The sequence below is a fragment of the Pseudomonas sp. LJDD11 genome, assembly GCF_024584215.1.
Classification (GTDB): Bacteria; Pseudomonadota; Gammaproteobacteria; order Pseudomonadales; family Pseudomonadaceae; genus Aquipseudomonas.
On record NZ_JANJFL010000036.1, the window covers coordinates 19,395 to 42,314 of the forward strand.

The 22,920-nt window shown below is 59.8% G+C and carries 18 protein-coding genes; 7 read left to right on the top strand and 11 right to left on the bottom strand.

Annotation, left to right across the window (positions count from 1 at the left end; all coding sequences use genetic code 11):
* Positions 1 to 17: 17 nt before the first annotated feature.
* A complete protein-coding gene (locus tag NRB16_RS26830) occupies positions 18 to 698 on the bottom strand; it encodes a hypothetical protein (protein ID WP_045490770.1) in 681 nt (226 codons plus the stop codon).
* A 306-nt stretch (positions 699 to 1,004) separates the two neighbouring features.
* The gene (locus tag NRB16_RS26835; RefSeq protein WP_045490768.1) at positions 1,005 to 2,081 is read right to left on the bottom strand and encodes a polyamine ABC transporter substrate-binding protein; all 1,077 of its coding nucleotides are present in this window, start codon (positions 2,079 to 2,081) and stop codon (positions 1,005 to 1,007) included.
* Between the two features lie 333 nt (positions 2,082 to 2,414).
* On the opposite strand from NRB16_RS26835, the gene NRB16_RS26840 reads away from it, so the two are divergent.
* Complete coding sequence (locus tag NRB16_RS26840; RefSeq protein ID WP_084710063.1) at positions 2,415 to 2,693, top strand: DUF1652 domain-containing protein; 279 nt, start codon at positions 2,415 to 2,417, stop codon at positions 2,691 to 2,693.
* A gap of 17 nt (positions 2,694 to 2,710) precedes the next feature.
* Here the strand turns inward: NRB16_RS26840 and NRB16_RS26845 are convergent, their stop codons facing one another.
* Complete coding sequence (locus NRB16_RS26845) at positions 2,711 to 5,176, bottom strand: UvrD-helicase domain-containing protein (protein WP_257107353.1); 2,466 nt, start codon at positions 5,174 to 5,176, stop codon at positions 2,711 to 2,713.
* A 168-nt stretch (positions 5,177 to 5,344) separates the two neighbouring features.
* Here NRB16_RS26845 and NRB16_RS26850 point away from each other — a divergent pair, with 168 nt between their 5' ends.
* Positions 5,345 to 5,953, top strand: coding sequence for a dimethylsulfonioproprionate lyase family protein (locus NRB16_RS26850; RefSeq protein ID WP_045490762.1), 609 nt, complete (start codon positions 5,345 to 5,347; stop codon positions 5,951 to 5,953).
* Between the two features lie 51 nt (positions 5,954 to 6,004).
* Here NRB16_RS26850 and pgm read toward each other — a convergent pair whose 3' ends face one another.
* The 7 genes from pgm to NRB16_RS26885 form a co-directional block, all read right to left on the bottom strand.
* Positions 6,005 to 7,651, bottom strand: coding sequence for a phosphoglucomutase (alpha-D-glucose-1,6-bisphosphate-dependent) (gene pgm, locus NRB16_RS26855; RefSeq protein ID WP_045490760.1), 1,647 nt, complete (start codon positions 7,649 to 7,651; stop codon positions 6,005 to 6,007).
* A 176-nt stretch (positions 7,652 to 7,827) separates the two neighbouring features.
* The gene (locus NRB16_RS26860; protein ID WP_257107354.1) at positions 7,828 to 10,146 is read right to left on the bottom strand and encodes an ATP-dependent DNA helicase; all 2,319 of its coding nucleotides are present in this window, start codon (positions 10,144 to 10,146) and stop codon (positions 7,828 to 7,830) included.
* 286 nt (positions 10,147 to 10,432) lie between these two features.
* The gene (locus tag NRB16_RS26865) at positions 10,433 to 10,987 is read right to left on the bottom strand and encodes a cupin domain-containing protein (RefSeq protein ID WP_045490757.1); all 555 of its coding nucleotides are present in this window, start codon (positions 10,985 to 10,987) and stop codon (positions 10,433 to 10,435) included.
* A 70-nt stretch (positions 10,988 to 11,057) separates the two neighbouring features.
* Positions 11,058 to 13,121 carry a maltose alpha-D-glucosyltransferase gene (treS, locus tag NRB16_RS26870; RefSeq protein ID WP_253142896.1) on the bottom strand — a complete coding sequence of 688 codons (2,064 nt, stop codon included), beginning with the start codon at positions 13,119 to 13,121 and terminating at the stop codon, positions 11,058 to 11,060.
* A gap of 106 nt (positions 13,122 to 13,227) precedes the next feature.
* Positions 13,228 to 13,848 (bottom strand): LysR substrate-binding domain-containing protein, encoded by a 621-nt coding sequence (locus tag NRB16_RS26875; protein ID WP_253142905.1) that lies wholly within the window; start codon positions 13,846 to 13,848, stop codon positions 13,228 to 13,230.
* 2 nt (positions 13,849 to 13,850) lie between these two features.
* Entirely contained in the window at positions 13,851 to 14,111 is a 261-nt protein-coding gene (locus tag NRB16_RS26880; protein ID WP_045490755.1) for a LysR family transcriptional regulator, read from the bottom strand.
* 194 nt (positions 14,112 to 14,305) lie between these two features.
* Positions 14,306 to 14,911 carry a DJ-1/PfpI family protein gene (locus tag NRB16_RS26885; protein ID WP_253142897.1) on the bottom strand — a complete coding sequence of 202 codons (606 nt, stop codon included), beginning with the start codon at positions 14,909 to 14,911 and terminating at the stop codon, positions 14,306 to 14,308.
* A gap of 111 nt (positions 14,912 to 15,022) precedes the next feature.
* On the opposite strand from NRB16_RS26885, the gene ftrA reads away from it, so the two are divergent.
* Together ftrA and NRB16_RS26895 are read left to right on the top strand one after the other, a co-directional pair.
* Complete coding sequence (gene ftrA, locus NRB16_RS26890) at positions 15,023 to 15,976, top strand: transcriptional regulator FtrA (protein WP_045490751.1); 954 nt, start codon at positions 15,023 to 15,025, stop codon at positions 15,974 to 15,976.
* 538 nt (positions 15,977 to 16,514) lie between these two features.
* Complete coding sequence (locus NRB16_RS26895) at positions 16,515 to 17,054, top strand: Bro-N domain-containing protein (protein ID WP_257107355.1); 540 nt, start codon at positions 16,515 to 16,517, stop codon at positions 17,052 to 17,054.
* Positions 17,055 to 17,505: 451 nt separating this feature from the next.
* On the opposite strand, the gene NRB16_RS26900 is transcribed toward NRB16_RS26895, so the two are convergent.
* Positions 17,506 to 18,051, bottom strand: a complete 546-nt coding sequence (locus NRB16_RS26900; RefSeq protein WP_257107356.1) for a hypothetical protein — start codon at positions 18,049 to 18,051, stop codon at positions 17,506 to 17,508.
* A 253-nt stretch (positions 18,052 to 18,304) separates the two neighbouring features.
* On the opposite strand from NRB16_RS26900, the gene NRB16_RS26905 reads away from it, so the two are divergent.
* The 3 genes from NRB16_RS26905 to NRB16_RS26915 all read left to right on the top strand — a co-directional run bounded on the left by NRB16_RS26905 (position 18,305) and on the right by NRB16_RS26915 (position 22,905).
* The gene (locus NRB16_RS26905) at positions 18,305 to 21,682 is read left to right on the top strand and encodes a toxin VasX (protein WP_257107357.1); all 3,378 of its coding nucleotides are present in this window, start codon (positions 18,305 to 18,307) and stop codon (positions 21,680 to 21,682) included.
* Positions 21,683 to 21,723: 41 nt separating this feature from the next.
* Positions 21,724 to 22,419, top strand: a complete 696-nt coding sequence (locus tag NRB16_RS26910) for a hypothetical protein (RefSeq protein ID WP_257107358.1) — start codon at positions 21,724 to 21,726, stop codon at positions 22,417 to 22,419.
* Between the two features lie 156 nt (positions 22,420 to 22,575).
* Positions 22,576 to 22,905, top strand: coding sequence for a hypothetical protein (locus NRB16_RS26915; RefSeq protein WP_257107359.1), 330 nt, complete (start codon positions 22,576 to 22,578; stop codon positions 22,903 to 22,905).
* Positions 22,906 to 22,920 lie beyond the last annotated feature (15 nt).

The window sequence follows — 22,920 nt, forward strand, 5'->3', positions numbered from 1 at the left end:
CCGCTAAAGCCAGTGTTTCATGCCCTGCCCGGACAGCTCGCGGCACCGTTGTTGAGGTTCTGCTTGACCACCTGATACTCCATGCTGGCTTTACCGTTGGTCCATTCCAGAGTCATGACCAATAGCGAGTCAAAGTCGGTACCCGTCCAGTCGTCGATCAGGTTCATCTTCTTGCCGGAGGCCTCTTCGGCGACCTTGTTGACCAGCTCCGGCAGATAACCGTGGGACCAGGCGGTATAAATCGTCGCGTCGTGGTATTTGACGTCCATCAGTTCATGAGCGAGGTCGCTGGTGTCATTGGCGCCAAAATCGATATTCACCGGCAGGCCCAGTTTGATAGCACTCGGGCCGATGGTCATCAACGGGCGCACGTAACTGTAGGAATGATCGCCCTCGCCCTCTTCCACATGCCGGCCAGGGTCAGCCGCAAAGATGAAATCGGCCTTGCCGAACTCATTGGGCAACAGCTCGGCCAGGTCCAGGGCGCGGTTCAGACCCTGGCAGTTCAGTTGCCCCAGGCCCATGGCAGGTTTTTCGGCGTGGCGCAGAAATACCAGGGTCTGGGTGCCATTCTTGGGTTCGGCCAGCACGCCGTCGCCGATGGAAAACCAGAAAATTGCCGAGGCCGTCAGAACGGCTGGCAGCGCCAGCCAGCGGCGCTGTCGCACGTTGGTCAGCAATGAGTTGAAACGGGTCATATTCTCTGAATCCGATACAGGTTAGTCGGGTGCAATCTGTCCAGTCACTGCGGCAAATTTGCCAGACCTGGCGGGTTCACGAGTCCGTTCGAAGGCCGGTGCGCGATCCCTCGCACAGCCTGTTACCAAGGCTAATCGGGAGATGTTGCACAATGAAGAATGAGCGGGGGCATGGGCAACATTGCCCCCGGACAGACTCGATAAGCCTCTATGGGAGTCGGAAAATGCCGTTGTGTTGCACAACGGACGAAAAAAACCAGCCCCAGTTGTCAGTAAATATGACTACCCATGCTGAATGCGGGCCGCTTACTTGAGGTTTTTGATCCGGTCCCAGATCTGATTGCGCAGCGCGTCAATCTCCGGATTGACCGGCTCGAGAACAAACATCCGGCTGATGGTCTCATCGTCGGGGTACACCGTCTTGTCAGACCATACCTCACGCACGATCAACGCATCGGCTTTCTCGTTGCCGTTGGCGTAATGCATCTGGTTGGTGATCGCGGCAATCACCTCCGGGCGCAACAGGTAGTTCATGTACGCGTAGGCCGCCTTTTCATTGGGCGCATCCACCGGCATGGCGACCATGTCGAACCACATCGGCGCCCCTTCCATAGGCACCGAATAGAGAATGTCCTTGTGCCCGGCCTTTTCCGCGATGTCCTGAGCCTGATCGATGTCGCCGGAGAAACCCACTGCCACACAGATTTTTCCAGCCGCGAGGTCGCGAATGTAATTGTTGAGATGAAAGTAGCGCACATAAGGTCGCACGCTGGTCAGCAAAGCCTCGGCCTTGGCGTAATCTGCCGGCACATCGCTGTGCGGCGGCAGGTTCAGGTAGTTCAGGGCAATCGGCAGCATTTCCGGCGCGTTGTCGATGATCGCCACGCCGCACTGGGCGACCTTCTTGAGGTACTCGGGCTTGAACAGCAGATCCCAGGAGTTCACCGGCGGATTCTCGCCCAGCACCGCAACGATCTGCTCACGATCATAGCCGATGCCGGTGCTGCCCCACAGGTAAGGGAAGCCGTGAGTGTTGCCCGGATCGTTGACCCGCAGAGCCTTGAGCAGCACCGGGTTGAGGTTCTTCCAGTTGGGCAACTGGCTGAGGTCGAGCTTCTTGAGCGCACCGGCGTTGATCTGCTGGGCCATGAAATGCACCGAGGGGAACACTACGTCGTACCCCGAGCCCTTGGCCAGCAACTTGCCGTTGAGTTCTTCGTTGCTTTCGAAGGTGGTGTAAATGGGCTTGATGCCGGTGCTGGCCTGGAAGTTCTTGAGGGTATCGTCGGCGATGTAGTCGGTCCAGTTGTGGACATTAACCGTCCCGGCTGCATGCGAGGCCGAGGCCGCCATCAGCAATCCCAGCATGGTGTACTTGAACATGGCGCACCCCTTCGACGTCATGCTGTCAGCTTGCCTTCTATCGACCTGCACAGCAACGAAAAAAGTACCGCCGCACAGAGCATCAACGCGGCCAGCGAACGGCGCAAACCGGACCGACGGTACGCAAGCCCACCCAAGCATGATTCACGTCAAAAAAATCGAACTTTTTGTAACCTCGGGATAAATATTTCGGCTTGTTTCATATGGCAGTGCTATCTTCATTATTCACCAAGACAAGCCTGACAATTGTGCCGGAAAATTCCGACAGCACCTCGGATAAGTGCTTGCTCAGCCACGTCTTGCCCTGCCACTCGCTGCATCGATGATGCGCGCATGATACAGGTGGGTCCCATGAACAAGGTCACGTTCCCCAACGCCTGCCAGCTCATGCGCTGGCATTTCCATCCGGTCGGTTTTGAAGCCACCATGGACGCGCCCAGCAGTATGATCGCCCGCCTGTTCGATCGCGCCAGCGGCCAGACCTTCGTGGCCATTGCCGGCCTGCCTTGCGCCACGGTCATGAACGCCCGTGACGTGGAAATCATCATCGAAGCCATCGAAGCAGAAATGGAGCTGTTCAGCCTGCCGGTCATGACCTCGCAGCTATCTTGAGCAACCGCCGGGCCTGATCACACTTTGCCCAGCCGCTGGTCGTCGAAGTACGCCTGGTCGGCGGCCACCCGGTCCGAGGCTTTCGGGCCGTTGCCTTGGTCCTGGCTATCGATAAACCAGTAGCACTGGCGTACCGCACGGGTAATCGCCACATACGCCAGCCGCAGCACCTCGTCCTGCTGGGCCTTGTCGTACGCCTGCGGTTCGCCCTTATCACCCAGTCCGGCAATCCGGTACAGCTGGTTTTTGGCCGGCGACTGGGTCAGGTGCTGGCAATCACCGAGCAAAAACACGGCATCAGCCTGCAAGCCCTTGGCACTGTGGTAAGTCAGGGTTTTGATCTGCCGCGTTTGCGCGGCATCGGCCTGCAGCAATGCCAGCAGTTGCTCCGACATCCGCTGACGCTCGCTGCCCTTGCGGTACAGCAGCAGGATGCTGTCGCCCTGCTGCTGGTGAGCCTGAACCCGTTCGAACAGAACCTGGTCATCGCGCTCGAGCACGACCACCGGCCACAGTGTTTGCTGGTTACCGCTGGCCTTGGCCTTTTTGCCGGCAATCGCCGGCGCGGCGCGGACGATGTGTTCGGCGGCATCAATGATGTGCTGATGGCTGCGGTAGTTTTCGCTGAGCATTACCCGAGTGCTGGCCGGCGATGAAAACTCCTCGTTGAACGCCATGAAGTAATGCGGTGAACTGCCGCGCCAGCCGTAGATCGACTGCCAGTCATCGCCGACACACAGCAGCGAGGCATGATGGGCCCGGCGCCCCACATGCATGGCCGGGCCACGCCGACGGATTTCACGCAAACTGGCACGCAGCCAGGAGACGATCTGCGGCGACACATCCTGGAACTCGTCGATCATCAGGTGCGACAGCGGGCGCAGCGCTTCGTCGTCCAGTTGCGCAAGATTCTCCGGCGCAGTTTCGCCGAACAGCGCGAACATTCGGTTGTAAGTCATCACCGGCGGGGTCTGGTCCAGCAACTGCGACTCGAAGCGTTTCCAGAACAGGCTCAGGGCCTCGAAGAAAAACCGGTCCGGGTCATGACTGGCAAAACTCATCTGCGCCACTGCCGCCGACACGTCAAGCCCGAGGTTTTCGATGAAACCGGCGACCAGCACAAAACAGTCGAGCAGCGGTGCGCTGGCCAGCTCACCCTTGACCTTGTACTCAAACCCCGGCCCGGCCAACGCGCTGCCAGTGAGGTTGTGCAATAACTGGCTGCCCGCCTGATAACTCTCGAGCCAGATCACCGGTTTGCTGCAAAACGCCTGAAACAGCGTGCGCTTGATCACTCCCTCGGCCCACAGCGGCAGCTTGGCACCGGGGCGTTTGAAGTCGCGATCTTCGCGCTCATCGCAACCGAGTATCACCCAGGCGTCCAGCTCGGCGGCGTAACCATGCACGTGAAAGGCATGGCCGTTGACCTGCAGGCTCTCGCGCTGCGGTGTGATCCCCGCAATCGGCCAGGCGCCGGCACGCCGCCATTGTGTCTCGACAGTGTCGCACCAGTCCTTGTCACGCTTGGCCGACAGCTCGGTCACTGCGGCGCGCTTCTGCACATCCGGGTGGTCACGGTCGATCTCTTTCAGTTGCCGGGCCTGGCGACACAACGGCGCGATGACCTCACGAAAGCGCGGCTCAGCGGCGTAGAGGTCGCGATAGCACAGGTTCAGTTGCTCGCGCTGGGCATCGTTGATGCGCAGATCAAACGGGTTGCTATCGATCTCTTCAACGCCAGAACTCTGGCTGCCCAGCGTCTCGAAGGCTTGCAGATGCTCGAAGCCTGGCAGGCTGCGCACCAGCGGCAGGATGCGTGAATGAAAGGTGCGGACCAGCTCGCGCGCCTGACGGGCAGTCAGCGCATGGCCCCAGAGCGCCATGACGTCGATCAGCCGCGTCATGAAGTCCTTGCGTGACTCACGGGTGAAGGTCACCACGGTCATGCTGTCCAGCTCAAAACCCAGGTAGTGGGTGAGCAGCACAATGCGCAGCACCAGTGAGGTCGACTTGCCTGCCCCGGCGCCGGCGATCACGCAAGTCGCCGGGGTATCGCTGAGGATCATCTTCCACTGGGCGGCACTGGGCTGGGCGTGGCTCGGCAGCTTTTGCGCCACGTCGGCCTTGATGCGCTTGATCAGCTCGGCGCTCAGCGGTAAGCGCCAATCTTCAAACAGGTGATCCTCGACCTGCGGGCCGCGATGCGCTTCAGGCCGGGTATCGCGGATCAACAGCATGCGCCGGCCCTTCTCGATCCCGTCCAGATGCCCCTCGGCGTAGCCTTCATTGACCCCTTCGCCGTGCCCGGCCAGGTAACCGTCGGTATGCCCCTGCGCCCAGGACGCCTGGTGTTGCGCACCCAGACCGTTCAGGCCACGGCCCAGGGCACGGGCCAAGACACGCTTGAGCCAGGGCAACCGCTCACAGGCTTGCAGGTCGATATCCAGTTGCGGGGGCATTGCAGAAGGCAGGTGGTCAGACACGCGGTTTTCCGTGGGGTGGCTAAAATGCCGCCTATGGTGGCTAAAAACACGCGCAAGCTCCAGCCTTGGCTGTGTGCCACTACTCAGTACGTTATGTGTCGCTCCTGAGATGGCAGGCTCAACGGTCCGGCGTCAGACTCGGCTCATCGAAGCATAGGAACCGACGCCATGCATGACTCTGAAATCCTGACCCACGCAGCAGCGCTCACATTCGCCATCAGCCGGCTGCTGACCGGCTATCAGGGCGAGCGGCATGCCGAGCAGATCAAGGCCAGCGGCCAGCTCACGGCCGATGCGCAACTGAGCCTGGCGCGCCGGCCTGTGCCTGAGCAGGAAGACCCTGGGGTCATTGAGCATTGGCTGGCCACCAGCCTGGCGCTGGCCAGGCACAACCCGGCAGTTGACCATCCGTTGCTGGACGCCCTGCAAGCGCTGCTGGCGCATGCCCGCTGGATCAAACGCAGCGCGGCGCATGGCGAAGACCCCGCGTTTGTCGAACGCCATCGTCATGCGCTGCTGCTGGGCAACGGCAGCCCGGTGGCGTGCCCGACCCTGACCCTGGGCCTGGCCGTCATGGCGCCCGAAACCCGCTACCCCTTTCATCAGCATCCGCCGCAGGAGTTCTACATCGTGCTGTCTGAAGGGCAATGGTATCGCCAGGGCGATGGCTGGTGGCAGCCCGGAATGGGCGGGATGCTATGGAATGCCCCGTCGGTGGTGCATTCGATGCAGTCGGAAGACGCACCGTTGCTGGCCTTGTGGGGGTTGATGCACTGAATGAATGTCTGGCGGGCGGCCCGGTATGGGCCGCACCGCCCGAACGTCACCTCATCGTACAGCGATGGCCTCGTCGACCAAGGCCTGGGCTTCGCCGACCAGACGCTGCAGGTGATCGTTACCGATGAAGCTTTCGGCGTAGATTTTGTAGATGTCTTCAGTGCCCGACGGGCGTGCCGCAAACCAGCCGTTGGCGGTCATGACCTTGAGGCCGCCGATGGCCTGGTTGTTGCCCGGCGCATGGCTGAGGACCTGCTGGATCGGCTCGCCGGCCAGCTCGGTCGACTTGACCTGCTCGGGTGCCAGCTTGCCCAGCGCGGCTTTTTGCTGCGGATTGGCCTTGGCGTCGACGCGGGTCGAGAACGGCTCACCCAGTTCGGCGGTGAGCGCCGCGTAACGCTGGCTCGGGTCCAGGCCGCTGCGGGCGGTCATTTCGGCGGCCAGCAAGGCCGGAATCAGACCATCCTTGTCGGTGCTCCAGACGCTGCCGTCACGGCGCAGGAACGACGCGCCGGCGCTCTCTTCGCCGCCAAAGCCCAGGCTGCCGTTGAACAGGCCGTCAGCGAAATACTTGAAGCCCACCGGCACTTCGTACAGTTGGCGGCCCAGACGTGCCGTCACCCGGTCGATCAGGCCGCTGCTGACCACCGTCTTGCCCACGGCGGCATCCGCGCGCCATTGCGGACGGTTCTGGTACAGGTAGTCGATGGCCACGGCCAGATAGCTGTTGGGGGTCATCAGGCCGCCCGTCGGGGTCACGATGCCGTGGCGGTCGTGGTCCGGGTCGCAGGCGAACGCGATCTGATAACGGTCCTTGAGGCCGATCAGGCTCTGCATCGCGTGGCTGGACGACGGGTCCATACGAATCTGGCCGTCCCAGTCGACGCTCATGAAACGGAAGGTCGCGTCCACATGCGGGTTGACCACGTCCAGATCAAGTTGGTAATGCTCGGCAATCGCCTGCCAGTAACGCACGCCAGCGCCGCCCAACGGGTCAACGCCCAGCTTCAGACCGGCATCGCGGATGGCTTGCAGGTCGATAACGCTGCTCAGGTCCGCCACATAGGTGTTGACGTAGTCATGGCGATGGGTCGTGTCGGCGCGCAGTGCCTGCTCATGGCTGATGCGCGACACCCCCACCACCCGCTCGGCGAGCAGTTCGTTGGCCTTGTTTTCGATCCACTTGGTCACGTCGCTGTCGGCCGGTCCGCCATTGGGCGGGTTGTACTTGAAGCCGCCGCTCTGCGGCGGGTTGTGCGACGGGGTGATGACGATGCCGTCAGCCAGGCCGCTGCTGCGCCCGCGGTTGTAGCAAAGAATCGCGTGGGACACCGCTGGCGTCGGGGTGTATTCGTCGTTGTGCGAGATCATCACCTGCACGCCGTTGGCGGCCAGCACTTCCAGCGCCGTGGCAGCGGCCGGGGTCGACAGTGCGTGGGTGTCAGCGCCAAGGAACAGCGGGCCGTCAATGCCCTTGCTCTGCCGGTACAGGCAGATCGCCTGGCTGATGGCCAGAACGTGCCATTCGTTGAAGCTCAGTTCAAAGGAGCTGCCGCGGTGCCCGGAGGTGCCGAAGGCCACGCGCTGGGTGGCTACCGAGGCATCTGGCTGGCCGGTGTAATAGGCCGTGACCAGCCGCGGGATATCGACCAGCAGGTGCTCGGGCGCCAGCTTGCCGGCGAGTGGACTGATACTCATGCAACCTCCAAAGGGTAGATATCTGCAATTTTGTAGGAGCGACTAGGGGATGTGTTTCATCTGCGAAGCCTTCCCGGCTAAAGCCGGTCCTACAAGGTGCCGCAGTAACAATAGCAAGCGGCAGTTTACTGGCACTTTGACTGGCTTGCTCGGTTTTGATTCACCAAACCGTTGAGTTAATTGAGCCGCCACCACTCCGGCAGTAACCGTTGCACGCGGGGCTCGGCAAAGCGGTCGTCGATCAGCATCACCACGCCGCGGTCGTCACGGGTGCGGATCACCCGCCCGGCCGCCTGCACAACCTTTTGCAGCCCCGGATACAGGTAGGTGTAATCGTAGCCCGCGCCGAACAAGGCAGCCATGCGCTGTTTGAACTGCTCGTTGACCGGGTTGAGCTGGGCCAGCCCCAAGGTGGCGATAAAGGCGCCAATCAGGCGTGCCCCTGGCAGGTCGATGCCTTCACCGAACGCGCCACCGAGCACGGCAAAACCGATGCCCTGGCTGTGCGGGGTGAAGCGTTGCACAAAAGCCTGGCGCTCGGCCTCGCTCATGCCCTTGGCCTGGCTCCACACCGGCAACTGCGGATGAAGCGTGCGCAGCAGCTCGAGCACCTGTTGCAGATAGTCGAAACTGCTGAAGAACGCCAGGTAATTGCCAGGCCGTGCCCGATACTGCTCGGCCAGCAGCTCGACGATCGGCGCCAGTGATGCCTGGCGATGGTTGTAGCGGGTGGAAATGCGGCTGACGATCTGCACCTGCAACTGGTCGGGGTCGAATGGCGACTCGACGTCGATCCACACCGTCCCGGTCGGCAAACCCAGCAGGTCGCTGTAGAACGACTGCGGCCTGAGGGTTGCAGAAAACATCACTGTGCTGCGCGGCGCCTGCAAGCGCGGGCCAATGAAGCGCGCCGGCACCACGTTACGCAAACTCAGTCGCGAGCGGCTGCGCTGGCGACCAATGTCACGGCGGGTGATATCGAACAGAAAGTGCTCATCGAACAGCTCGGCGATACGTGCAAAGCCAATCAGCTCCAGATAAAGGTTCTGTAACGTAGCGTCGACCGCCAGTTGCGGGTTGTCGTTGAAGTGCTCGCTCAGGGCGGTGATACAACCGGTCAGGCTGGTGAGAAACTTCACCGGGGGTTGCTCATAGGCCTGGTACGCGGCGAGCTGGTCCTTGTTCAAGGCATTCCATTGACGGTTGAGCCGTTGCAGGGCTTTTTTGACCTTGTCCGGCGCGCTCGACGTCACCTCGGCCAGCGTGTGTTGGTCCAGGCTGGCGCTGTACATGCCCCGGCTACGCTCGACCATGTTATGAGCTTCGTCCACCAGCACCGCCACCTGCCAGCCATTGAGCTGGGCCAGACCGAACAGCAGAGCATTGAGGTCGAACCAGTAGTTATAGTCGGCGATCACCGCATCGGCCCAGCGCGCCAGTTCCTGGCTCAGGTAATAGGGACAAACCTGATGCGCCAGCGCCACCGCCCTCACCCCGGCCTGATCCAGCCACGGCTGTTGCAGTGCGTCATGCCGCGCATCAGGCAGCCGGTCATAGAAGCCTTTGGCCAACGGGCAGGCCTCGCCATGGCAGGCTTTGTCCGGGTGCACGCAGGCTTTGTCGCGGGCCACCAGTTCCAGCACCCGCAGCGGTAACTGCGGCGTGTGCCGTTGCAAGGTATTGAGCGCGTCCAGCGCCAACTGCCGGCCGGGGGTCTTGGCGGTGAGGAACAACAGCTTGTCCAGCCCGCGTTTTTCAGTGCCGCAGCCGGGCATCGCCTTGAGCAGCGGGAACAGTGTGCCCAGCGTCTTGCCGATGCCGGTAGGCGCCTGGGCCATCAGGCAGCGGCCAGTGCTCACGGCTTTATAGACCGACTCGGCCAATACCCGCTGCCCGGCGCGAAACTCGGCATGAGGAAAGGTCAGCGCGGTCAGTGCCGCATTGCGGGTGGCCGTATGCCGGAGCTCCTGTTCGGCCCAGGCGATGAACAACTGGCACTGGTGCTCAAAGAACGCCTGCAGCTCTTTGCGCTTCAATACCTGACGGATCGGGGTTTCTTTTTCGCTGACCACGTTGAAGTACACCAGCACCACCGTGACCTGCTGCAGGTCGAGTTGCTGGCACAGCAGCCAGCCGTACACTTTGGCCTGGGCCCAGTGCAATTGCCGGTGGTTATCGGGCATGGCGGCGAGATCACCACGGTAGGTCTTGACCTCTTCGAGCTGACGCAGCACCGGGTCATAGCCATCGGCGCGGCCGCGTACTGTCAGCGCGCCGTAGTCGCCGCTCAGGCTCAGTTCGGTCTGATAGCGATCGCCGCGCCGGGCGGCTACTTTCTGATGGCCGACAATCCCTTCCTGGGCGGTGGGTGATGGTGTGAAGCGCAGGTCCAGGTCTCCGGTCTTGGCGGTGAATTCACACAAGGCACGTACCGCGACGCTGTAGCGGGTGCCGCTGACGGGAACAGGATCTGCTGGGGATACGGCGGAATTCAAGCGCGGCTACCAGAGTGCGGGGCGGTCAGGAGACACTGGATGGCTGCACAGTAACCAGCCGACAGGAGGCTGGCAAATGGAAATGGATCGATGGTTCAGGGAAAGCCCCTCGATCTGATTGTGCATGCCCCCCCAGCATTCCAAAGGCTTCGCAGCTAAAGCTGCTCCTACGGGGCCCTGTGTTTACTGCGCGACAGCGCGGCGCTGGGGCGACGGGTGATCTCCCGGCGAGCTGGCGTCGTAGCTGCTTTTTGAGCACGGCACACGTCCGCTGGAAAACCAGCGTTCAGAAATTCGCCGGCGTGTTGGCGCTGATGATTTCGGCCTCGTCCTGACCGATGTTGCGAAACCGATGGGGCAAGGTGGTCGGGATGTAGTAACCGTCACCGGGGCCGAGGGTGTGGATCTGGCCGTCAATGGTCAGCTCGATGGTGCCGCGGGTTACCAGGCCGCACTCTTCGCCTTCGGCATGCACGATCGGTTCGTCACCGGAGTCTGCGCCGGGCGCGTAGAGTTCGCGCAGCAGGCGCATTTGCCGCTCTGGCAGGGTGGCGCCGATCAACAGCAAACGCAGGCCGTCGCGGCCCAGGTCGGGCTGGTCACCGGCGCGGAACACATAACGCTCGTTGACCTGCCCCGGCGGCTGATCGAAGGTGAAGAACTCCGCCAGGCTCATGGGAATGCCTTCGAGCAGTTTTTTCAGTGAACTGACCGAGGGGCTGACGCGGTTCTGCTCGATCAGCGAGATGGTCGCGTTGGTCACGCCGCTGCGTCTGGCGAGCTCGCGTTGTGACAGTTTGTGGCTTTCGCGAACCAGCTTGAGTCGTGCGCCTGTGTCCATAACCGCCTTTTCTGGAAACAATTGATCAAAGCCGGGTATTAAATCACGAATCCCCGGCTGCACCGCATCCTCATACCAGATTGCTCACCACCCGCAGTGCCAGGCCTTCATAGGCATCCAGATTGATGGTGAACTCGCCCTGCTCGGTCAGGTCGCCTTCGACCCGCTCGTTGATGATGTCCACCACCGGCCCAGGAATGATATCTGCCGGCAGGTGCAGGGTTTCGGTGATCGGCTGGTTGCTGAAGTTCAGCGCCGTGATCTGGGTGCCCTTGGCGGCGGGCAGTTCGTGGACCATGACCAGCAAGCCGGGGTGTTCGACATCGGGAATCAGAATCTGCTTGCTGGCCGCAATGTCGTAGGCGCGGCGCACCGCGAGGATTTTTTTCAGTTGCGAAGCAAACGAGTCTGGCCGTTGCAATTGCTCGGCCAGGCTGCCGTACAAGGTCCGCGCCTTGGGCATCCCGCCCCGCGACTGCTCGGCCTGCGGGTCAAGGTCCACCAGGTCATAGGCGCCACGATGGATCCAGCGGGTATCACCATCGCGCATCAGGTGTTCGACCTGTTCGGCAGCCAGCGGCAGCGCGCCGACCAGGTCCCAGCCTGACAGCGCAAATACCCCGGGCTGCATGGCATTGAACATCACCAGCAGCAGATGGATGTGCTGGATCTGGCGAATATCGTCCTCGCTGATGGTTTCAAGATCCCGAATGCCCAGCGCCGCGGTGATGATGCTCGCCGTGGTGCAGGACACACCGTTGGTGACGAACTTGAGGTTGTACGGCGCATGCTCACCCGCCAGGCGCTCATACATCTCTTCACGGATGTGCTCACGCAGGATGTTGCCCGGAAAGGTCTGGCCCTGATAGTGGTAGGTGTCGTGGGCGTGCAGGGTCCAGAAATGCACCAGCTCCAGAGTCAGCTCATCGTGGTTTTGCAAGGCATGAATCAGCGAGGCCGGGTCGATGCCGAACGCATGCACCTGGCGCAGCATCAGACGCAGGAATTCGGTACTGCCGGTCAGCAAGGCATGCTGGTAGGCCGGGCGGTTGATGAAGTCGTAAGACAGGTCGGCGCCGCCATGGGACATCGCCGCAATGTCATCGACGGTCAGGTTCAGTTCCTGAAAGCTGAAGCCGCCGGCCTTGCGGATCGCGCCGCCGAGCAATTGGTTACCGGTGATCGACAGCGGATGGCTTTCCGACCAGGCCCCGCCTTCAAGCTTGCGCTCTACCCCGAGAAAACCGTTGGCATCCAGCCGCAACACCCGCGCGCCCATCACATCGATGGCGTGCAGCGCATCGCCGATAATCATTTGCTGCGCGGCAAAGCTTGGGTCAAGCCAGTTCAGTGATGGCTGGCCTTCCTTGAAGTAGTGCAGGTACACCCAGCGCCGGGCCTTGCCGTCTACCCCGACCACCACATCAGTGGCGCTCCAGTCGGTTTCCTTGACCCCCGGCTCGAAGAAGATCACCCGTTGTAACTGACCAACGATGTAATGCTTGTCACGTAACAGATCGACGGTTTCCGGCAGTAGGTTGACTGCATCACGGCCCTGAGGCACGTCGGGCAGCAACGGCCAGTCCTCTTCGCGTATTTCGACCATGTGGTAAAGGCCGGGATAATCCTCGTAGGCCATCTCGGCCAGCCGAAAGTCCGCGCCTTTGCCGGTGTGCGACGGAATCACATCATCGACCACCACGGCATTGTGCGCGGCGGCAATACGGCTGAGATTGAGCAATTGCGCTTCATCGCCCAGGTCCGGGTCGATACCGAAGCTGATACGGTCGAAGTTGCCATCGACACTCGGGGTGCGCTCATAACCCTGCAAGCCCCCCGACAACTTCAACGGCCCGTTATGCACGCCCTGAATACCGATCTCCGACAACGCCCGCCACAACGACTCATCGCCCAAGGCTTCAAGCACTGAACCGCCGTCGCGAGTGATCATCGAGGCCGGATAGGCGGTGAACCATACTGAAGCAATCGCCGTGGCGTCGCGTGGCCGGGCCTGGGCAAACGGCCGCTGCCAGAGCCGGCCCTGACCGCCATAGGTCTTGGCCCGTTGGCGTGCCGCATTGAGCATCGATTGGTCGACCAGCCAGTCCACATACTGCTTGTCCGGTTTCGTCATGGCGTCCATTGGTCCGTTCAAAGTGGTATGACCAGGGCCGTCGGCCCCATGAAATCTTGCCTACTGTGTATGAGCCCTGTCGGCAGTATTCGTTGCATCGGGTTTGTCAGACCGCGTCTGCCGTCTGCTTGCCGCGCGCCTGAAACACCGAAGACTTTTTCAACGCGTCGATCACCACTGTCGCCGCGCTGGACAGCAATGAGGTGGGCCGCGCCACCACGCTGATTCGCCGCGTGACCGGTACCGGCAAGGTCAGGTATTCAAGGCCGGGGTTGGGCACCGGCAATAGCGCACTGGGCAAGACGGTCAGGCAGTGGCCCTTGATCACCAGATCCAGCAACGTGTCCAGGCAGCTTAGTTCGCCGCGATGGCTCAGGCGTAACTGCGCGCTGGCCATCTGGCTGTGCAGCCGCTCCTGGCCGGGATGGCGCCAGGCGACGTAGCGCACCGAGCGCGCCAGATCGCTCAAGGGCGGCGCGGTTTTACACAGGTGGCGGGCGATGACCAGCACGTAGTGGTCTGACCAGCGATGGTGTTCGATGTGCTGCTCGTCAAGCACGGTGCTGGGCAGAATCAGGATATCGGCCAGCTCACGCTGCAAGGGGTCAAGGCTGGGATGCGGGTCGTTGCTATGCAACACGCTCAACTGGATATCGGGGTAGTTGCGGGCGAGAAAGTCCAGAGATGCCCCGAGGTTGGTCTCCTGGACATGGGTGCTGTAATGGATGGCTACACGGCCACTGACTCCATTTTTTTTAGCTGCTCCAGAGTCGCCAGCATATTGCTCAGGTTCTGGGTGATGATCTGCCCTTCCGGGGTCAGGGTGCAGCCGGTGCGGCTGCGAATGAACAGGCGTTTCTCGAAGTAGTCTTCGACTTCCTTGATGGCGTAGCTGATGTTCGACTGGCTGCAACCGAGGATAGCGGCGGCTTCCGAGAACGAGCCATGCTGCGCGACGGTTTGAACGATCTTGAAGAAATGGGTTTTCATGGTTCCTGCACTCTGCATGGCAAGGGGACGCAGGCCTGTAATCAGGCAATGGGTAAGGAAGCTGGCTGAGTGACCCGCGCCCCGGACGAAGTCGTGACAACGGCGAGCAGGCCAGAGCGTGCGAGCTTAATCCGCGAGAGTCTGTAGCAGATGGCGCGAGCTTGCCCGGCGGCGCCGGGCAGCAAGTGAGCGTTTCAGTCGTTCTCGGTCCAGTCGAAATCCATCTGCAGCGCAGTACGCTCGGCCAGGGCACGGTTGTGCAGGCGCTCAACCAGGTGCAGGCTCATATCGATACCGGCAGAAATACCGGCCGAGGTAATGAACGCGCCTTCATCGACCCAGCGCAGGGTGCTGAGTACATCGACGGCAGGAAACATTTCCTTGAGGTCAGCGATATCTTCCCAATGGGTGGTAACCTGCCGACCGTTCAGCTTGCCCGTCTGTGCCAACAGAAATGCACCGGTACACACCGACGCCACCAGGCGGCTGGGAATCGCCTGATCGCTGATCCAGTTGATCACGTCTTTCTTGTCCAGCTCAGCGGTGATGACCCCGCCCGGCACGATCAGGCAGTCCATGCCGGGGTGATCATGGATCGAGTAGTCCGGGTCGACCTTCAGCCCTGCCCTGGCACGCACCGGCGCGGTGCTGCGACCGACGGTGAACACGTTGAACAGCGGCTTGTCGTCGCGGCTGTTGCGGCTATGCATGCGGGTCGCGGTGGTAAACACTTCGTAGGGACCGGCAAAGTCCAGGACTTCGACGTCGTCGAACACGTAGATGCCGATATTGAGTGTCATGTGAGGCGGGCTCCCTTGGTAAAAACTGCACAGCAGTGACAGGGGCCAGATTACTGAGTAGCATCAGACGCAACTACTGTCGGTAACGCCAATATCCGGTCACATCGCGCCATGAAGAATCATCTCGTCGTCGCACTCATCTATAACCAGCTGTGCACCTTCGAATTCGGCTGCACGGTTGAGGTTTTCGCCCTCAAGCGCCCGGAGCTGGGCGTAACCTGGTACGAGTTCGCCACCTACGCTGTGGACGAAGGGCCGATCACCGCTGCTGGCGGTATCACCATCACGCCGACGGCGGGCGATGTGTTGCTGGAAAATGCCGACACCATCATCGTGCCCGGCTGGCGCGGGGTTGAGTCCGAAGTGCCACAAAAGCTCATCGACCAGTTACAGGCCGCCCATGCGCGCGGCGCGCGGATCTGCTCGATCTGTACCGGCGCCTTCGTGCTGGCCGCTGCAGGCTTGCTCAACGGCCACCGGGTCACCACCCACTGGCGTTTTACCGACCTGCTGGCCAGCATGTACCCGGAACTGACCATCCAGCCCAACGAGCTGTATGTCGACGAAGAAAGCATCGTCACCGCCGCCGGTTCTGCGGCCGGCCTGGACATGATGCTGCACCTGGTGCGCAAGGACCACGGCGCCAAGGTCGCCAACATGGTCGCCCAGCGCATGGTCATCCCGCCACACCGCGAGGGTGGCCAGTCACAGTACGCCACCCGGCAACTGGTCAGCACCAGCGACGCGCCAATCTCCAACCTGATGGACTGGATCCGCAGCGACCTGCAACGCCCCATCACCATCAAAGACATGGCCGACAAAGCCGCGGTCAGCACCCGCACCCTGCACCGCAGCTTCATGGACTGCACCGGCCTGACCCCGTATGACTGGCTGTTGGGCGAGCGCGTGGCGTATGCCAAGGAACTGCTGGAATCGTCGCGGGTGCGGCTCAGTGAAGTGGTGGAAAAGACCGGGTTTGGATCGGAAGAGTCGTTCAGACGGCATTTTCGCAACCTGGTCGGGGTCAGCCCGACCAGCTACCGCAAGCAGTTTGCGCGGGCTTGAGGTTTAAACATAAAACTGTTCGGTAGGCCGGTAGGCGGCTCCATGGGGCCCTGCAAGTCGTTCGGTTTGTCTGTGGGCATGCCATAGCCCTCGCTGGGTAACGGAGCACTGGCCGACGACGCTCACCAAATCGGCGTATTAGCCACTACTGGAGTATCACGCGTACTCGGTGGGGGTTGGCTTGCCGACGGGTGCGCGGTCCTTATCCCGTCAGGATTGGTTTCAGCAGCGATACCTTGGCCGGCCCACTTGGCCAGCACTTGCTCTTATCCCTCGTGTTTAGCTAACCTGCGCGCCGCTCGCCGCCAAATCGGTGAGTCGGGTTTGGCGACCCGAAAGGTAATTGGTGAAGCAGCGTTGCGTGACGATTGCGGGTTTTCTCGCGTCTATCGTCCGTGTTATGGCGTCTGTGCGTGGGAGACCTTCGGGTCTGCCGGGTTTACCTTTTACCTCGGTTCGCCAACCCGCGCACAGCCGCCACCCTTACTCGTTTGGCGACGGGTTTCAGGTGGCCTTTACGCTAAAAGGAAACTTGAATATGCATACGTTAGATCCCACGGCCCCGTGCCATGACCATTTCGAAGCCGTCCTCTTCTTCCGCCACCACCGTCTGCTGCGCGCCGTCTACCGCGATGCCCAGGCATGGTTCTGTCTGCCCGATATTTCGCGAATGATGGGCGCCCGGCTGGATGAGCGGGCCACCGTCAAGCTTGATCCCGACCAGCGCCGCATGGGCTGGGTAGAGGCTCATGGCCGTCTGGAAAAGTGCGTACTGGTCAGCGAATCGGGCGTCTATGCCCTGCTGATTCACCACTACATCCCCGAGAACCGTTCCCTGCGCCAATGGCTGGCCCATGAAGTGCTGCCGCAACTGCGCCGCCTGGATGACGGCTCAGGTGACGAACCGTGCCTGAGCCGCCTGAACTGGCTGGGCAGCTCGCTGCTGATGCTGCACTGGCGCGACAAGTCCTGGGTGCGTTGGGAAGATATGCCGCAGGTGCTGCCTCACCTGCCTGTACGCAAGCCCGGCTTATGGAACCGGGTGCTCGGGTCATTGCGGTCTGATGACCGTCGCTAAGCCCAATACTGTTCGGTTACACCCTGCATACCTCTGTGGGAGCTACCTTGGTAGCGAAGAGGCCGGTAATGTTCTTGCATCTATTGCAAATGTGCCGCCCTCTTCGTTGTGGTTCAGCACTCCGATAAACGGAGCGCCGAGCGGCCACTCTCACCGCGTTGGCGGTTCAGCTCGATAGCGTCGCGTCGCCTCCCCAGCCAAATCAAACGCCATACCGAAACAAACCAGCGTTTTACGCTGTGCCCCCAGCTCGCTACGCAGCCATGCTGGAGTTGATCGACAATATGCGTCTTGCTGAAACTGTGAGGTCTCGGCAAGGTGAGCCTGCGGTAACCGTCGAGATTCACGATTTGATTGCTCAAGCCGCCAGTGATGCCGATGGTCGTCTTTGAGTTCAATATCAAAGTCTTCAGTCGAGCAAGCTGGATGCAACAATCCACCAATGCAGCGCTCAAAGCGCCAGACCGCCAGCCAAATCTGCAATATCCACCGCAACATCCCCTGAGCAGGCAGCGCCCGCGCGCATGCGGCGCAGCATCTGCCTGACGACCACCACTTCCCGGGCCACCACCGCTGACTCGTCGTAATGCTCGTCCAGTTCATGGTTCAGCAGGTCGACATTATTTAGCGCAGCATTGGCCGCCGCCTGTAAAAGCTCGGTGTCTGGCTCATGAGCGAACGACAGCAGATACCACAAGGCAATCATCAGGTTCTGGGCATAGGCACCCTCCTGCTGCGCATACTCGTCAGTGTCGGGAATCGCGGCATAGACTTCGCCAATGCCAAGCTCCACGCCCGCCGCACTTCCCGCAACAGCAACGCTGAGTTGACGCACAAACAGGTCCTGCAGGTTGCTTTGATAGCGCTGATCAAAGCTGCGCACCAACCTGAACTGACGGTACAGATAACTGGCTAACAGGCGCCTGGCCTGATCAGCGCTCAGTGCGCGAACCTCTTTATCGATCAGCGGATTTTCGAAAACCGGCTGCCATTGCATTCGCAGTATCCAGTGAGAAATGTATGACTCTGGGCTGGCGGCGCAGAGAGCCTGCGCCTTTGCCACGGGCGATCATGCCACAGACACAGCGCATCCGAGGTTAATCACCTACGCAAACTGGCTGGTATTCCCTCTGTAATCAGGCCGAGTCCTACCAAGTCTCTCCACTTCTCCTACAGCGCTCTGCGGACCTGAGCAGGCACTATCCAGCGCTCGCGCTTCACTGCTTTACCCTTGATGCCGCAGGACGCTCATGACCAGAAAATATGGAACCGCTCGCCAACGTTGCGCCAGTGAGTTCGACAAAAGACCACTGTCCGGAACCAGCCTGTGCCCGTTCAAAGGGCCGAACATTGCTATCGTCCCGGTACGTTACGCTCTGGACCGCTCGCGCTACGATCCGGCGCCCGAAGCCCTCAAGCCGCTGGCCAGAGCCGGTAAATGGGCACGCCTGCCGCCCCTGAAGAGCCGCACCTACACACTGCGCCAACTGTACGATGGTTACGTGTACGTATACGACGAAACCGCCGGGACGCTACACGAATACCTCTACACGGCCAGCGATGCTCACCTTGCGCGTATCACCTGGACCCAAGCCCATCTGGGCCAGGATGAGCGTAGCGGCGCAGCCAACTCCCAGCCCTTCCTGCTTTACCCGCGTAACCACGTGCTACACATTGCCTATGCCCCCTTGCAATGGACCTGGCGTATCTGCGAGCACATGCGCTCGAACGCGGTCGGTCGCAGCCAGTGGATGAAACGCCTGGACCTGGGCAGCTACTGCATCACCCTGAACGAGCCTGACACGTTACCGCTCGCACAGCTTGCCAGTGCGGTAGCCGATATCGACCCTTGCAAGGTGAATGAGGACCTGCGCTTCAGCGACTCGGCACTTCCCAGCTCGCAGCCACCCTTTAACCGGCAAGACGGTAGTAGACCATGGGTGCCACTGGGCGCCGATGTGCATTGGCTGGGCAGTGTCGAGGACAAGGACAGCTCATTGCTGATCGCTCTGGATGCGCCGCTGTCCATACTCGAAGACCTCGGCATGCAATTATTGGCAGACCAGGCGGCTTACCAGAGCTGGCTGAGCCAACATGAACACAAGCTTCGCATGGCCAGCACGGTGAGTCAGCTATGCGGCGTCAGCGATGATCCCGCCAGTCTGCCCGAGTCAGTTCGGGACGATCCGGCCCTGAGGCAACAATACCTGCTCGACGTGGAGGCCTACTTCAGGGAAAGGCTCATCGACCAGGCATCACTGGCCGGCAGTGCTTCGACTTCAAGTTTTAGCCTGGTATCGGAAATCAAATCGGCACGGATGCACCGTGAACTGATCCAGCGTTACGGCAAGGTTCCTGAGGACCAGTTGCAAGCCTGGCAAGACCGAAAAAAGTGGCGCCGCGAGGTCGATCTCAAGGCTGCACGGCAACACATCATGCAGCAGCAGCCAGAACATGACCGGTTATTGCGGCAAGTCCAGAATACCCAGGCAGACATCAAGCAGTGGGCGATCCAGATCGGCCTGGAACCGCTGCGCCTGCACTGCGATACCGGTAATCCAAAGCACCTTTTACTCCTGCAGAACAGCTTTGAAGAGTTGCTGAGCATCCTTACGCAAAGCCAGGGAGCAAACGAATGGCTGGCCGATCAGGAGCAGAACGCCTCAACCTTGTTCGGCACCTTGCGATATGGCTTCTCCCCGGCCCTCAAGGAGGCGCTGCAGGCCGAAGCAGACAAACTGCTCAATGGCTTCAACGACCTGACCAACCTCGCCACCCGCCTCGGCGAGCTCAATACAGTGCTCAACCACCCGGACTTTGCCGATACCGCCTGGATGAAAGCGCTGCAGCAACCGGCCCGCGATACCTTCAACACCCTGCGCGAACTGGCCCGAGGCGCGGGCAAACAGACCGCCGAAGCCATTCTGATGGCTTGGCTGCCCATCGACAGCCAGCGGGCCATGGGTAAACGCAAGGATCTGCCAGCATTGCTGCGCAGCCTGCTGATCGGGCTGGTTCTGGGCAATGCCCCGCAACGGCTGGTGATCGATGCCCGGATAGGAAGCGAGGTCAGGACATGGCATGCCAACTGGAACAGATTAAACGCCAACCTGCGCACCCTGTATTCGCACTGGAACTCCCCGCAGGAACGTGGACAGCGCAAACATCTTTCAAGCCTCTTGCAACAGGAACGTGACCGGTTACGCGCTCACGAACTGAAATTACCGCTGATCATCGACTTTCAAGACAACCAGTACGCACGCCTGCTGCGCGACAAGATCCATGATTTCTTCCACTCCGGCAAAGACATTGCCAAACACTGGAATGCAGAGGCCAGGCGCTGGGTACAACAAACAGGATTGCACGGCTCAGGTATCGCATGGGGCGTGATCATGCTCAATTTCATCAACACCGCCCTGGTCTGGGAGGAAGTCAGCCGGGATGGACAGCTCAACAACAAAGACCTGGTCAAGGTGGGTTACAGCCTGGGCTACACACTGAATCTATTGATGGCGGTATATGTCGAGGCACCGTGGGAGGTTGTCAAGAACGCCAAGCCGGTGATGATTAACCGGAAAAACGTATCGATTCTGGAGCGGTCTGCGGCTTTCTGGAAAGCACAAGGCAATACGCATTGGAGCCATGCAATTAAAGAATTCAGATCACGTTTACTCATCATGGGTGCTCTGGGCATCGCTGCAGCATCTCTTGAGCTATGGGATCTGAACGATGATTACACGAATGCAAAATCAGACGAAGAAAGAGATGCCATTACAAAAAAAGCGAATGGCATTTACATGATGGGCGGCGGTGCAATTGCACATGCCCTTTCGGCAGTAACAATCGCAAGCAGACTTAGAATATCAGCCGCCTTTGTGATGGGCGGCTTATTTTCAGCCTTTATTTTTATAGGCGGCTTTATTTACCTACTTGGAAGCATTGCCCTTAACAAAACCAAACAGGACTCTGTCGGGTATTGGCTGAGAAAATGCACTTGGTCAATAACCCCAAAAGCTCAATACCCCGAAACGCCACAGGGTCATGCAGACGAACAACGTGCTTTTTATGAGATTCAATTGGCGCCTCGGGTACTCGTAAAAAGCACCCACGAAAGGACCTACATGGGCATGGCGGACTCGCATCTTAAGCTTAAGAACGGGGCTTGGGTACAGATTCAGTTTCCGAGTGCTGTACGAGGCACCCTCGTTCTATTTGAAGCCATGAGTAGCGGCAGGCCCCTGCCACTCCTACCAATAAAACCCGGCAAGCATCCTATCAGAGAGACGTTTCAGGAAAATGGTCTATTTTATAATCTTGAACATTGGGACAAAGTTGACAACCATCAACCTGTATTCAAATACCCAATACTCCACTTCCCGTTACTGCCCGCCGATGATGACGTCATCTGGCAAACCTGGGTACCACTAGACGCAGAGGCGGACTTTCTAGAGTTACAGATCTGGTATCCCATTGACGCTTACCACCCATCCCCTGAGGACACTGGATACCTGTATCAAATGGAAATATCACCGCATTCCAATAGCGCCATTGACGGGCTGCTAAAACCTAAAACCTTAATGAAAGATACCTCTCGCTCGACCGCTCTGCCTCTGATCATTGCTCCCTGAAACCAAATATAATCACCCACTGACACACTCGAAAATGAAGCATGACTGATCATATATCAACCTCTGAACCCACATTAAAAGACAATCAACCCCTCACAAGAATGACATGGTCAGACCGTCGTACTGACGCCCCACCGAACGAGAAAGCAAAGTTTGTCTTTACCTATTTTTTGGCGTGGCTAGCTCAATGCAGCTTTATAACCTGGGTTTTTATAGATAATCATGACGACACATTTCATCTATGGATAACCGGACTCATCGTCACTACAATTTTCTCATGTGCATTTGCCTACGAGATGCTTAGAAAAACACAATTCTCATACATCATCCACACCTCACACGGCGAAGAAACAAAGCAATTAAAACACTCTCCCCACACCCGCTTTTTCTTCAAAACCTTTGCAAATTTCGCCATCCTGACATTGATCGGCGCCGCCATCTACTTCATGTCTTTTTTACCCTTCCTCATTTTTTTCATCGTTTCCTTACCGACCCTAATGCGCCTGAAAAACTGGCAGCCACCCCCTGCCGAGCATCACACCAGCGAGCCTTGGTCGCAGTACCACTTGGTCACAGTGGACCGTAAATATTCAATCATCGTCCTGCATGTAGAGAACCCGACGGTGGGCTTCGAGACCCGCTTCCCCAACAAGGCATTGTTCGAGCAATACCTGACTTTTCTGCAAACGGCCCTGCCGCCCACCGCGCAATACACCGAGAAAGTCTGGGAGTGGTGACTGACTCCGGTGACCACGCAGGCCAATGCCCGAAACGCGATAGTCCACACCCTTACTTCGCAAGACAGGCGCTGGCGCGCTCCTTACGCTGAACACACCTTGCAGACGCTCTGCCGCGCGCAAACGTCCATGTGTTCCTCCAGCCAAGAGTCCGCCATGACCAGCCAGACCGCTATTGCTGATTTATCCAGCCCCAACCCGACCCGTGCCGATCGGTCGCGGCAGTTCACTGCTAATGCTGCACTGGCGCGACAAGTCCTGCGTGCATTGGGAAGACATGCCGGAGATTATTCCGGACGTGGCAGCACGCCTGAGCGGATTTTGGAACCGGATGCTGGCTTCGCTGAAGATTGGCACATGCTGACCGGTACAACTAGCCCGCCTCCAGCCGTAAAGATGTTTCGAATGCGGGCTGAGCCATTGAGCAACTGCAATGGTTCACGGTTGAAGCCATTCTTTCAACGTAATGGCTGCCAGCGCGCGTAGTCCATCTGAGCGGAT

Excerpts from the sequence above, each read along its gene's own strand:
- NRB16_RS26830 (WP_045490770.1), bottom strand. The coding sequence starts at position 698 with ATGACCCGTTTCAACTCATTGCTGACCAACGTGCGACAGCGCCGCTGG.
- NRB16_RS26835 (WP_045490768.1), bottom strand. The coding sequence starts at position 2,081 with ATGTTCAAGTACACCATGCTGGGATTGCTGATGGCGGCCTCGGCCTCG.
- NRB16_RS26840 (WP_084710063.1), top strand. The coding sequence starts at position 2,415 with ATGATACAGGTGGGTCCCATGAACAAGGTCACGTTCCCCAACGCCTGC.
- NRB16_RS26850 (WP_045490762.1), top strand. The coding sequence starts at position 5,345 with ATGCATGACTCTGAAATCCTGACCCACGCAGCAGCGCTCACATTCGCC.
- pgm (WP_045490760.1), bottom strand. The coding sequence starts at position 7,651 with ATGAGTATCAGTCCACTCGCCGGCAAGCTGGCGCCCGAGCACCTGCTG.
- NRB16_RS26865 (WP_045490757.1), bottom strand. The coding sequence starts at position 10,987 with ATGGACACAGGCGCACGACTCAAGCTGGTTCGCGAAAGCCACAAACTG.
- treS (WP_253142896.1), bottom strand. The coding sequence starts at position 13,121 with ATGACGAAACCGGACAAGCAGTATGTGGACTGGCTGGTCGACCAATCG.
- NRB16_RS26880 (WP_045490755.1), bottom strand. The coding sequence starts at position 14,111 with ATGAAAACCCATTTCTTCAAGATCGTTCAAACCGTCGCGCAGCATGGC.
- NRB16_RS26885 (WP_253142897.1), bottom strand. The coding sequence starts at position 14,911 with ATGACACTCAATATCGGCATCTACGTGTTCGACGACGTCGAAGTCCTG.
- ftrA (WP_045490751.1), top strand. The coding sequence starts at position 15,023 with ATGAAGAATCATCTCGTCGTCGCACTCATCTATAACCAGCTGTGCACC.
- NRB16_RS26895 (WP_257107355.1), top strand. The coding sequence starts at position 16,515 with ATGCATACGTTAGATCCCACGGCCCCGTGCCATGACCATTTCGAAGCC.
- NRB16_RS26900 (WP_257107356.1), bottom strand. The coding sequence starts at position 18,051 with ATGCAATGGCAGCCGGTTTTCGAAAATCCGCTGATCGATAAAGAGGTT.
- NRB16_RS26905 (WP_257107357.1), top strand. The coding sequence starts at position 18,305 with ATGACCAGAAAATATGGAACCGCTCGCCAACGTTGCGCCAGTGAGTTC.
- NRB16_RS26910 (WP_257107358.1), top strand. The coding sequence starts at position 21,724 with ATGACTGATCATATATCAACCTCTGAACCCACATTAAAAGACAATCAA.
- NRB16_RS26915 (WP_257107359.1), top strand. The coding sequence starts at position 22,576 with ATGACCAGCCAGACCGCTATTGCTGATTTATCCAGCCCCAACCCGACC.